Origin of the sequence: Litoribacter populi (assembly GCF_007483685.1) — a bacterium.
GTDB classification, from domain to species: domain Bacteria; phylum Bacteroidota; class Bacteroidia; order Cytophagales; family Cyclobacteriaceae; genus Litoribacter; species Litoribacter populi.
The window spans coordinates 3,205,262-3,217,790 of sequence record NZ_VMKN01000001.1; the positions used below are offsets into that span (position 1 = coordinate 3,205,262).

The 12,529-nt window shown below is 41.6% G+C and carries 10 protein-coding genes; 8 read left to right on the forward strand and 2 right to left on the reverse strand.

All coding sequences use genetic code 11. The features are described from left to right. Nucleotides 1-143 precede the first annotated feature (143 nt). Complete coding sequence (locus tag FPL27_RS13930) at nucleotides 144-2,471, forward strand: tetratricopeptide repeat-containing hybrid sensor histidine kinase/response regulator (RefSeq protein WP_143961670.1); 2,328 nt, start codon at nucleotides 144-146, stop codon at nucleotides 2,469-2,471. A 37-nt stretch (nucleotides 2,472-2,508) separates the two neighbouring features. On the opposite strand, the gene hslV is transcribed toward FPL27_RS13930, so the two are convergent. After that, entirely contained in the window at nucleotides 2,509-3,048 is a 540-nt protein-coding gene (gene hslV / locus FPL27_RS13935) for an ATP-dependent protease subunit HslV (protein WP_143961671.1), read from the reverse strand. A gap of 168 nt (nucleotides 3,049-3,216) precedes the next feature. Then, nucleotides 3,217-4,899, reverse strand: a complete 1,683-nt coding sequence (locus tag FPL27_RS13940; RefSeq protein ID WP_143961672.1) for a pyruvate dehydrogenase complex dihydrolipoamide acetyltransferase — start codon at nucleotides 4,897-4,899, stop codon at nucleotides 3,217-3,219. Between the two features lie 123 nt (nucleotides 4,900-5,022). Here FPL27_RS13940 and FPL27_RS13945 point away from each other — a divergent pair, with 123 nt between their 5' ends. The 7 genes from FPL27_RS13945 (at nucleotide 5,023) to FPL27_RS13975 (ending at nucleotide 12,519) form a co-directional block, all read left to right on the forward strand. Next, nucleotides 5,023-5,982, forward strand: coding sequence for a YheT family hydrolase (locus FPL27_RS13945; protein ID WP_143961673.1), 960 nt, complete (start codon nucleotides 5,023-5,025; stop codon nucleotides 5,980-5,982). A gap of 30 nt (nucleotides 5,983-6,012) precedes the next feature. After that, nucleotides 6,013-6,711, forward strand: coding sequence for an SOS response-associated peptidase (locus FPL27_RS13950; RefSeq protein WP_143961674.1), 699 nt, complete (start codon nucleotides 6,013-6,015; stop codon nucleotides 6,709-6,711). Then, nucleotides 6,711-7,619, forward strand: a complete 909-nt coding sequence (locus tag FPL27_RS13955) for an MBL fold metallo-hydrolase (protein ID WP_143961675.1) — start codon at nucleotides 6,711-6,713, stop codon at nucleotides 7,617-7,619. The genes FPL27_RS13950 and FPL27_RS13955 overlap by 1 nt, the downstream gene beginning before the upstream one ends. A gap of 200 nt (nucleotides 7,620-7,819) precedes the next feature. Next, complete coding sequence (locus FPL27_RS13960; RefSeq protein ID WP_143961676.1) at nucleotides 7,820-8,818, forward strand: 3-oxoacyl-ACP synthase III family protein; 999 nt, start codon at nucleotides 7,820-7,822, stop codon at nucleotides 8,816-8,818. Nucleotides 8,819-8,828: 10 nt separating this feature from the next. After that, a complete protein-coding gene (locus tag FPL27_RS13965) occupies nucleotides 8,829-9,383 on the forward strand; it encodes a hypothetical protein (protein ID WP_143961677.1) in 555 nt (184 codons plus the stop codon). A gap of 87 nt (nucleotides 9,384-9,470) precedes the next feature. After that, nucleotides 9,471-11,057, forward strand: a complete 1,587-nt coding sequence (locus FPL27_RS13970) for a toxin-antitoxin system YwqK family antitoxin (RefSeq protein WP_143961678.1) — start codon at nucleotides 9,471-9,473, stop codon at nucleotides 11,055-11,057. 220 nt (nucleotides 11,058-11,277) lie between these two features. Then, nucleotides 11,278-12,519 (forward strand): ROK family protein, encoded by a 1,242-nt coding sequence (locus FPL27_RS13975; protein WP_143961679.1) that lies wholly within the window; start codon nucleotides 11,278-11,280, stop codon nucleotides 12,517-12,519. Nucleotides 12,520-12,529 lie beyond the last annotated feature (10 nt).

Below are 12,529 nucleotides of genomic sequence, written 5' to 3' on the forward strand. Positions count from 1 at the left end.
AGGACATATTTTATAAAATAAATATCTATTTTGTAGAAATTATATAGTTGATTTTAAGCTATAAATACCGTTCTACTTTATACATATAATTTATATTGTACCAAGTAGGAATTTCATTGTGCAAAATGCATTATTATTGAGTTATGAGAAAGTTGGTCTTATTGGGGTTTCAATTATTGTTATTAATTCCCTTGCTTGCCTTGACTGTTAGGTACCAGGAATCTCCAACATCATCCCCTTCTATAGAAAAAATAGATAGCCTAAACAAATGGGCTACCGAAAACATAGAAAGCGACATTATTGAAGCGTTAGGAAAATCAGAACTAGCCTACGAACAAGCTCAAAAAATCGGGTATGAATACGGTCAAACAGAAAGTCTAATTAACCTTGGTTGGATTCATTACCGCCAGGATAACTATGGAAAGGCACTGGAATATGCCCTGGAGGCACATGAAAGAACTAATCTACTCAACAACCCGAAATTAAATATTAGATCCGCTTATAATATTGGAGCGATATATAGCGATGGAAGCAAGGATCACCGTGCTGCGTTGAAATACATGCGACAGGCATTTGAGGAGAGTGCCTCCATTGGGGATTCTCTTTTAATTGTTAGGTCCTTAAATAATATTGCATACCTGCAGTATATGGTGGAAGAGTATGACAGTGCTCTCAATACACTTCAAAAAGTGGAAAACTATGCCCAAATTGATTACCATAAGGGTTTTGCCTATAGGACTTTCGCAGATGTGCATTTGGCTTTGGGCCAATCCGAACTGGCTCAGAATTATTTGGAAAAGGCCTATATCTACTTACAGAACAAAAATTCAAAATCCTCATGGGTTTCTGTTATGGTGAGGTTAGGTAAAATACACCTTCAAAATGGAAATTATCAAAGAGCGAAGCAGTATATAGAAGAGGGACTAAGCCTGAGTTTAGAGAATGAGTTTAAGGACCACATCGTGACTCTATACAATGACATGGCCGAAATTCAGGCAAATCTAGGCGATTGGGAGCAAGCATATAAGTTTAGGACACTTTATGCTGCCTGGTCTGATTCCTTAGCCAGTCAGGTCAACTCAAGAAACATGGGGAGACTGGAAGCAAAGTTTGATTTTGACCAAAAGCTAAAAGAAATTAACCATGAGGCAATGACAAACGAACTCATGGCCAAAGAGCAGATCAATCAGCAGATTTTCAAAAGAAATGTATTCATCTTGCTCTTTGTAACAGTACTTATTTTATTGATTATTATAGGATTCAGCATGAAGCGTATTCGCAAAGCAAAAGCAATTGCTGAAAAAGCCAACAATGCCAAATCTGATTTTATTTCTGTAATGAGCCATGAAATCAGAACTCCATTAAATGGGGTGATAGGATTCTCCGAACTCTTATCCGGAACTGCTCTCACTTCAGAACAACAGCAATATGTGGGCTTAATCAATCAGTCTGCAGGATCCTTGATCGGAATAATCAACGATATTTTAGACTTCTCAAAGATAGAGGCCGGAAAAATGGAGCTGGAATTACAGCCTGTTGATCTCAAAAAACTGGGTTCTTCCTCCAAAGACCTAATTGCCTATCAGGCATATCAAAAGAATATTTCTTTGAAATTTGATTTTGATGCCTCAATAAAAATTAAGGTTTTGGCTGATGAGCTACGATTAAAACAGGTGTTAATTAACCTTCTCAGTAATGCTATTAAGTTTACTGAAAAAGGGGAAATCGAGCTGTCTATCAAGCTGTTGGAAAAAGTAAATAACCAGTACATAACAAGGCTTGCAGTAAGGGATACCGGCTTAGGCATTTCTCAGGAAAATCAAACTAAGATATTCGAGGCATTTAGCCAAGAAGACACTTCAACTACACGGAAATTTGGTGGCACAGGCCTAGGTTTGGCAATTAGTAATAAGATATTGGCCTTGATGGGTTCGAAGCTTAAGCTCAAAAGTGCCATGGGAGTGGGAAGCACGTTTTTCTGCGACATTAACTTCGTGGGAGTGGATGAAATGTTAGATACCCCTTCAGATATAGTCAATGAGAACGTAAAAGAGCAAGAATCATATTTGGAGCAATTGGAAAACATGGAAGCAAAAATCCTGGTGGCCGAAGATAATGCCGTGAACATGATTTTAACCAAAAAGATCGTCAAAAAGCTCTTACCTAAAGGCAAAATCTATGAAGCGCAGAATGGGCGTGAGGCGGTAGATATTTTCACCTCCCACCCTATCAACCTTATCCTGATGGATATTCAAATGCCTGAATTGAATGGTTATGAAGCCACCGGTGAAATAAGAAAACTTCCTAACGGTATCAACACCCCTATCATCGCGCTTACCGCTTCTGCTTTAAATAATGAAAGAGAGAGGTGTATTGCAGCTGGGCTCGACGACTGTACTACTAAACCGATAAACAAAAAGGCCCTAGAAAAACTGATTTCACAGTTTCTCCTAGAGCCTATTAAGGGTTGAAGACTGGAAACGGGAAACCGTAGACCGAATTGAGTTCTTATTGCACTTTCTCTACCACAAGATTATGGTTAGTGTAGATGCACACATCGGCTGCAATACCGAGGCTTTCTCTTACCATATCCTCGGCGGAAAGTTGAGGGGCAAATTTTTTCAAAGCTCGGGCGGCAGACTGGGCGTACATGCTCCCCGACCCAATAGTGGCAATGTATTCATCAGGTTCGATTACGTCTCCAGTGCCAGAAATTATAAGGATATCCTCGCTATCGGCTACAATCATCATTGCTTCCAACTTGCTTAACATCCTGTCAGTTCTCCATTCCTTTGCAAGCTCCACAGCTGCCCTTTTCATGTTGTTTCCAAAGGCACCTAGCTTTTCTTCAAATTTTTCCAAAAGGGTAAAGGCATCGGCAGTAGAACCAGCAAAACCCGTTACAATTTTACCGTTTTGCAGTTTCCGGATCTTGTTCACGCTGCTTTTGGCAACCGTATTGCCCAGGGTGGCTTGACCGTCGGCACCGATTACTACTTCATTATTATGTTTGATAGCCACCACGGTGGTGGATCTTAACTTTTCCATAACTTGTTGTTGAATATTGCTAAAAGTTTCGTTTCGTTTTGCTATGTATTAACAAATGGCGTACTAAAGCAAAAAGTCCCGAAATATCAGGACTTTTTGGCAGTAAATATTTGAAGTACGAAGTTAGAAGTACGAGGTACGATGGTAAAAACACCAAGTACGCCGTTTTTAGATCAGGATTCTAACGGGGTCTTCAAGTAGGTTTTTGAAGGTCTGAAGGAAAGCTGATCCAACAGCTCCATCCACTACTCTATGGTCACATGAAAGGGTTACCTTCATCACATTTCCAACCTTCATTTCTCCATTTTTCACAATAACGGTTTCTTTGATCCCTCCTACTGCCATGATGCAGGCATCAGGCGGGTTGATAATGGCGGTAAACTCATCAATACCGAACATACCCAAGTTGGATACCGTGAAAGTGTTTCCTTCCCAATCCTTTGGCTGAAGTTCCTTGTTCTTGGCTTTTGCTCCAAGGGACTTGGCTTCCTGAGAAATTTGAGAAAGGGACTTATTATCGGCAAATCTAATCACCGGTACCAACAAACCTTCCTCCACTGCTACAGCCATACCGATGTTGATATGGTCATTGTAGCGAATTTTATCACCCAACCAAGAGGAGTTCACTTTTGGATTTTGTCTCAAGGCGGCAGCTGCTGCTTTGATCACCATATCGTTGAAACTGATCTTCACAGGAGCGATTTCGTTCATGCTCTTACGCGCTTCAATTGCCTTATCCATGTTGATTTCCATGGTAAGATAGAAGTGTGGCGCAGAGAATTTGCTTTCTGCCAAACGCTTAGCGATGGTTTTTCTCATTTGAGAAACCTTCTCCTCTTTGTATGACTCTTGACCTACTGCTGGAGCACCGGCCTGAGCTGCCGCTGCTGGTTGCTGTACTGAAGCAGGATCAAATTCCTCCACATCTCTGCGTATAATTCTTCCATTCTCACCGCTACCTTTGATCAAAGAGATATCTACTCCTTTGTCCTCAGCCATTTTCTTGGCCAATGGAGAAGCTTTCACTCTGCCACCTTCAGTGGTTGATGGGGCTGATGAAGTAGTTTTCTTAGTTTCTTCTTCTTTTTTGCTTTCCGCCGGCTTTTCCTCTTTCTTAGTCTCGGCTTTAGGCTCCTCTTTTTTGGCTGGCTTTTCTTCCTTTTTGGAAGATTTACCTTCGTGTGCTTTTAGAAGTTTTTCATAGTCGGCCCCTTTTTCACCAATGATAGCGATCACGCCGTCAATAGCTACTGAATCACCTTCCTCTACTCCTACATAAAGCAGGGTACCATCCTCATAGGACTCTAGCTCCATGGTAGCTTTGTCAGTTTCCACTTCTGCAAGGATATCACCGGATTTCACATCATCCCCTACCTTTTTCAACCAGCTGGCAATAGTACCTTCCTGCATGGTATCACTCATTTTGGGCATGGTGATCAAAGTGGCATTGATATCGGTGGTATCGACTTCCTCAGCCGAACTTTCCGTTTCTTCAGAGGAGGACTCTTCCTTTTCTTCTCCCTTATCTTCTTTTTTCGCCTCTTCTTTTGGCTGACTTTCGGACTGGCCGCCGCCATTGCCAGCTTCTTTCAATAGGTCATCTATATTTTCACCCTTTTCCCCGATGATGGCAATTACACCGTTCACAGGTACAGAGTCTTTCTCTTCTACCCCAATATGAAGCAAGGTACCTTCCTCGTAAGATTCCAGCTCCATAGTAGCTTTATCTGTTTCCACCTCGGCAAGGATATCGCCTGGCTTCACTTCATCACCTACTTTTTTTAACCATGCTGCGATCACCCCTTCTTCCATGGTGTCGCTCATTTTGGGCATTCGTATTATTTCGGCCATAAGTTTGATTTATTCCAATTCAATATTCAGGAGTCCAAAAATAGTTCTTAAATGTCTTTATTCAAATTTAATAGTCGTATTTTCATGACTCTAAACTTCCCTCAGCGCAGAAAGTTACCCTTTATGCCTTTAATTGAAAATATAGATTACCTCAAACCTAGAATGTTGTTCAACGGGCACCTGCAGACTATTGTGCCCAGCATTTTCCGAAAGGTTATAGAATTACCTTTTGAAAGAGAACGGATTACCACCACTGATGGAGACTTCCTCGACCTAGACTGGCTTCGAAAAGGCAGCCGCAAACTGGTGATCATCAGCCATGGACTCGAGGGCAACAGCCGTAGACCATATATGCAGGGCATGGCGCATCAATTTCATAGACAAGGCTACGATGTGCTCAACTGGAATTTTAGGGGATGTAGTGAGGAGCAAAATATTCTCCCCATTTTTTATAATTCCGGGGCTACTTACGACCTGGAAACTGTAGTAGATTATGCAAAAGGAAACTATGATGAGCTCTATTTGATCGGTTTTTCTCTTGGCGGAAATTTAATACTCAAATATCTGGGGGAAGAAAGAACCCGGGTTTCGAGGATTAAAAAAGCTGTGGCGATTTCCGTTCCCCTTCATCTGGAAAGTTCTTGTAACCAAATCTCCAGGGGTAGAAACCTTATTTACTCCAAAAAATTCTTACGAACGCTCAAGGAAAAAATCATTCGTAAAGCAGAAGTACACCCTAAAGACATAGATCTCGAGCTTTTAGCAAAAGTGAAAACTTTAAGAGACTTTGACGATGTCTATACGGGTCCTTTACATGGGTACGATGATGCGCATGATTACTATGAAAAATGCTCAAGCCTTTATTTCTTGGAGGGTATAGAGGTTCCTTCCTTGATATTAAATGCGGTCAATGATCCTTTTTTGAGTCCACTCTGCTATCCAAAAGAATTAGCTTTGAAGTTGGAAAACGTATATATGGAGTTTCCAAAGCAGGGAGGACATGTGGGTTTCAGCCCTAGGACGAGAGGAGAAATCTACTGGTCAGAAAAGCGCGCATTTGAATTTATCAATTCGGATGAGTAACTTCAAAAACTTTAATAAACAACCACCACCATGTGCGGAAGATATTCATTAGCCAAATCAAAGATTGAATTAGAGGAAAGATTCCAGGCGGAGATGCCAGGGGAGTTCAATCCCAGATATAACGTGGCCCCTACCCAGCTTATGCCGGTTATCACCTCAGACAGCCCTCAAGGCTTTTCACATTTCTATTGGGGCATCACACCGGAATTTTCCAAAAACAAGCCGGTGAGCCAGAAATTTATCAATGCGCGCGGGGAAACCATTTCCGAAAAAGCCTCCTTCAAATCGGCATTTCAAAAAAGAAGATGTATAATCCCGGCGGACGGTTTCTATGAATGGAAGCAACTGGGCAAAAAATCCAAAAGCCCTTACAGGTTTGTCTTAGAAAACGAAAAGCCCTTTGCCTTTGCGGGTATATGGGAGGAATATGAAAATGAGGAGGGGGAAAACAAACACACCTTCCTGATCATTACTACCGAGGCAAACAACATGGTATCCGACATCCACGACCGTATGCCGGTCATATTAACTCAGGAATCAGAGAAAATTTGGCTAAATCCAAATACTGATTCAGAACAGCTAAAAAACTGTCTGCTACCATTTGATCAAGCTTTGATGATAAGTTACCCGGTGTCACCTATGGTTAACCAAGTTGGTAATGATAATCCCGCATTGATCAAAAAAACCTCCCCTATGGATCAGTTTGGTAACTATACCTTGTTTGGATAATGGAAAAAGTTCACATCATCGACCTGCAGTTTAAGCAAATTCCGAATTCCATTGCTACCTTTTTGGTGGAAACTGATGCCGGGCCTATCCTTATTGAGACAGGCCCTGAAAGCACCTTTGAAACTTTGAAGAAAGGGATAAAGAGTCTTGGATATGAGGTCGAGGATATTCAGCACGTCTTTTTAAGCCATATCCATTTCGACCATGCAGGAGCTGCTTGGAGGTTTGCCAACCATGGCGCACAGATTTACCTTCATCCAAAGGGGGCCCCTCACCTTTCTAATCCTGACAAACTCTGGAACTCCGCCAAGATGATCTATGGTGAGCAAATGGAGGATCTCTGGGGCGAAATGAAAGCCATCCCTCCTTCCCAGTTGATCTCAATGAACGACGGGGAAAAAGTAACTGTGGGATCAACTACATTGACAGCTTGGTTTACTCCGGGCCATGCCGTGCACCATTTAGCCTGGCAGTTGGGTTCGATTGTTTTCACCGGCGATGTGGCTGGGGTAAAGATTGATAATGGACCTGTGACCCCGCCTTGTCCTCCACCAGACATTAATATAGAAAACTGGAAGGCCTCCATTGACCGAATTTTGGAACTCAATCCAACCATGCTATATCTTACGCATTATGGAACGGTTACGGAAATTGCTTCCCATTTTGAGGAGCTTAAATTGATGTTGGATGACTGGGCCGTATGGATGAAAGGATACTACGAAAAACAGGTAGATCCTCAGGAAGTCGTGCCGCTTTTTATTTCATATACCCAAAGCCAATTGGAAAAGCAGGGATTGAGCAAGGAGACCGTGGAAAAGTATGAAAAGGCCAACCCAAGCTGGATGTCAGTCGCCGGACTGTACAGGTATTGGAAGATTAAGGAAAAGGCGGCTAAAACACAACAGTGAAATTGCTGTTAATAATTAAATATGATTATCCACAATGATGCTAGCAGGCATTTTTCCTTGGTTTTGGGAGCGAATGTCCGATGACCTAAGAAGCCTTAAATCTGAATTTCGGCCATTCTTTCATTAGCTGACGGTACTTCTTGCAATAAAACGGATACACAAAGTAAACTAATATTGACTTTTCAATTGACAATAAACCCATGAAAAAATCACGAATTGTAGGCGTAGGGCATTATTTACCTGAACGTGTGGTCACCAATGATGACCTTTCCAAAATAATGAACACCAATAATGAGTGGATCGTCGAGAGAACAGGCATCCATGAAAGACGATGGTTTACTCCTGGGAAAGACACGGTCACCAGCATGTCAGTGGAAGCTTCCAAAATGGCCATAGAGCGTGCTGGTATTGAGACCAAGGATATTGACTTCATTGTGTTTGCCACCAGTACCCCGGATTATTTCGCCCCGGGCAACGGGGTTTTGGTACAAAGGGAACTTGGGCTGCAAGGCATTGGCGCCTTGGATATTCGTAATGCCTGCTCTGGATTTGTATATGCCCTTTCCATCGCCGACCAATACATCAAAACAGGGATGTATAAGAATATTTTGATCATAGGTGCTGAAATTCAGTCTTCCGCACTCAATATAACTGATGAAGGAAGATCCAGTGCGGTTATTTTCGCCGATGGAGCCGGGGCTGCAATATTACAGGCCACTGAAAATTCTGACTATGGGGTTTTATCCACCCACCTTCATGCAGATGGTGACTACTGTGAGGAACTTTATGTGAAAGACCCCGGGAGCAGCCGTGAGAATAGACTATCACCGGACATCGTTGATGGGCCAAGTTTCAAGTTGCAAATGAACGGTAATGCCGTTTTTAAACATGCGGTGGTGAAATTCCAGGAAGTGATCGAAGAGGCGCTTGAAGCAAATGGTAAGGACAAGTCAGAAATTGACCTGCTTGTACCCCATCAGGCCAATTTAAGGATCAGCAAATATATCCAGGAAAAACTACAGCTACCTGATGAAAAAGTTTTCAACAACATCATGTATTATGGTAATACCACTGCTGCCACGATTCCAATAGCATTAAGTGAAGCTTTCGAACAGGGCAAGCTAAAATCAGGAGACTTGGTATGCTTAGCGGCATTCGGCAGCGGTTTTGCATGGGCCTCGGCATTGCTTAACTGGTAAAATGGAAGGCTTGGAGTTATTAAAAGACAAGAAGATTTTTGAAGAGATATTTGAGCTGAAAGCGGCTTTCAAAAAGCTCTTCATTAATATTTCTAATAATTTCCCTCAACAACGCTTGATAGAAATTTATCCTGAAAGCAAAGGTTGCAAGGTGAGTATAGGCAATGAGCTCAATCATTGTCCCTATCAAGTGCTGGATATTTTCAGGAATTTTGACAAAACCCATGGCTTTAACATCAGAGTATTGAACTGGTGGGGTCATGGGCTTTTTGTTTTTGTTTTTTTTGGAAAAGAACAGTCAGAAAAAATATTAAAAAACGATAGAGATCAAATCTTTTTAGAAAAAGGATATTTGCTTCCGAGGGGCAAATCTCCATTTGACTACGGCAATTTCTATAGGGAGGTAAAAAACAGCAAAAACTCTTCTATGAATGCTAATGATTATCTTTCGAAATTTAATTACCTTCTGTTTGCGAAAGAATTGGTAGTGAAGGGGTCCCCGGTAAATATCGAAGGTGAGGTATTGGAAGAATTGGAACGTATTTTGCAATTTCGCCGAATTTAGCCTACTTTTTAAAGATTATAAGTTAATTTAGTAACCTAGTAGCTTTGACTGTCGTAACATCCTAAGGAATTAATTACCTCATTGTCCATGAAATATATTTTTGCAAAAGTCTTATTCCTAGTCGCCTTCCTAGTCTTAGAGACGCCAATAATGGCTCAAACTGTCACGCTATACAACTCAGATTCTACCATTATGGGAACGGGAGTAATGAGCGATGGCAAGATGGAAGGGCTCTGGAAATTCATGAACCCCTCCAACAACCGGCTTTTACAACAAGGTAAATTTGAGGAAGGCAAAAAAGATGGGGAGTGGGTGGCCTTTCATTCCAATGGTCAGCCCCAAATGCGGGCCGATTACAGAAACAATGTTCTCAATGGTCAATACAAGGAATATGATCAAAGGGGCAATGTCCTTTTAGAATCGGTTTTCCAGGATAGCGTTTTGGTGGGACCATACAAAACGTATTACAATATCAATGAAAGCCAAGGCAGAAATCCCCAGCTAAAACTGGAAGGCCAATTTGAAAACGGTAAAAAAACGGGTACATGGAATTCCTATTTTCCAAACGGGCAATTGGCAATTGTTCAGACTTATAAAGATGATAAGCTGGAAGGACGCTACCGAGAATATAGTCAATATGGTAACATTTTGATAGAAGCTAATTATCAGAACAACAAACCACATGGAGATTTTAAAAGGTATGACGATGAGGATAATATACAGGAAGAAGGTGAGTTTAACCTGGGTCGGCGGGTAGGAAGTTGGAAGAAATACTTTCCTTTTTCCCGAACAGTGGAATCGGAAACTGAATATGACAATAAAGGCAACCGTACGGGGGAATGGACTTATTACTATGAAAACCGCAGGGTAGCCAGAACTGAAAACTACAAGAATGACCAACCGACCGGCACATGGGAGGAGTTTTATCCAAACAGGAATTTGGCCAAAAGAAAAACCTATAACGAGCTAGGTTTACCCCATGGTGAATATGTTGAATACCACAGCAATAATAATATCTCGGTAGAAGGCCAGTTTGACAACGGGTCAAGAGTCGGACTTTGGAAAAACTTTTTCCCGGAAGGAGAACTTTACAGCATAGGTGAATACCGAAATGATGTAAAATCCGGTCTTTGGAAATATTTTAACAAAATCGGAATATTGATCGCAGAAGGAGAATATCAGCTTGGCAGCGAACACGGACAGTGGGTATATTACTATGACGGTGGTCAGTTGAAGTCCGTAGGATCTTATTTTTATGGATTTGAGGATGGCGATTGGGGTCTATTTTATGACAACAAGCAGTTGACTCAAGAAGAGACATGGGCCAACGGAAGACTGCTCAATGTAGGTGAATATTATACCTACGACGGCTCATCTACATTAGATCCAGGAACAATCCAAAACGGAAATGGCACCCGAATGACTTACTATGTTAACGGGCGCAAAGAATCTGAAGGCACTTACGTTTCGGGAAAAGCAGAAGGAACTTGGAAGTATTTCCATGACAATGGCCGGTTAGCTTCAGAAGGTGAAATGAAAGATGGAAAAAAAGAAGGTCAATGGAAATACTACAACCGGAACGGACGACTTGATGAAGTTCTCCTGTTTGAGAATGATGAAGTAGTGAACTTAGACGTCCCCGAAGTAGACCTTCCATTCCAAAATTTTAATTAAATTATTTAAAAAGAAACAAAAAGCCCCATAAGGGGCTTTTTTTATTTCCAGGCATTCTAAAATTTTTATCGTAAGTTATTCTTAGTATCTTATTTAGTCAGATCTTTAACAGCAGGAGTTATAAGTAAATTTAACATATTTAACGTTAACTTAATTAATTTTTTTAATAAAGTGCTGCTTACTTATTCATTTATTCATTAAATTGCATCAAATAAAGCCTATGGACCTTCGAAACCCATATAAAGTACTAGAACAAAAGGAAGGGGTGGTAGAGATTAAGAATTATCTCAACAAGATCAAGATAATCAAGCATCTGTACACCCACACCCACAACACGGCAAGCTCAATCGGTGCTGAATTGAGCTTAAGCTTACCTACAGTCAATTCCCTGTTAACAGCTCTTCAGAAGTCAGGTGAAGTAATCAAACAGGGACAAGGCGAATCTCAGGGGGGCAGAAAGCCTGATCTTTATGCGCTCACGGATGATTCTTTTTATGTACTATCGGTTGATATAAGCAAGTACAAGGTTCAGGCCGCCGTTTATGATAGCGCACATCGACAATCTTCACAGATTGAATCCAATAACATCAACCTAAATAATGACAAGGGGACATATGAGAACCTTGAGGATTTTCTGGAAACAACTATTCAGAATTCAAGCATTCCTAACGAAAAAATAATTGCCATTGGGATCTCCATGCCCGGCTTAGTTGATTCAGACAACGGCATCAACCACACCTACCTGAATTTTGGTAAGGACAGTCTTAAAGAAAAGTTAGAGAAAAAATTTGACAGGAAAGTTTACCTTGAAAATGATGCTCGTGCTATGACATTGGCTGAATTCAAATTTGGACAGCATCCGGAAAAGAAGCAAAACGTACTTGGCATTTTCATCGGCTGGGGAATAGGTTTGGGAATTATCATAGACGGTAAGCTATACCGTGGTGGGGCGGGCTTCGCTGGAGAGTTTAGCCACTCCCCTATTTTTGAATCTCGAGAAATCACCTGCACCTGCGGTAAAAAAGGATGTCTTGAAGCTGTGGCTTCCGGTACTGCCATCGTCAGAATGGCCAAAGAAGCCATCAAAACTGATGAGGACTCCATTCTCAGCAGACTTGCCCAAGAGCGGAATAACCAATTGGAACCCTCATGGGTGGTTGAGGCCGCACTAGCCGGTGACCAACGGGCCATCACCATCATTTCCAACGCAGGTCTAGATCTAGGCCGAGGAATTTCCATCCTAATCCAACTCCTGAATCCAGATCTAATCATTATCGGGGGCTCGGTAGCAGAAGCGCATCAATATCTGCTCACCCCCATACAGCAGGCTCTTAATCTTTACAGCATGGCCAAATCACGGGAGCAATCTGAACTTGTACTATACAAATTGGGCAAGGAAGTAGGACTGCTCGGTGGTGTGGCTGTAGTAGTGGACAAGATATTTGAAGACCTGATGAATTAAAGTGAACAAA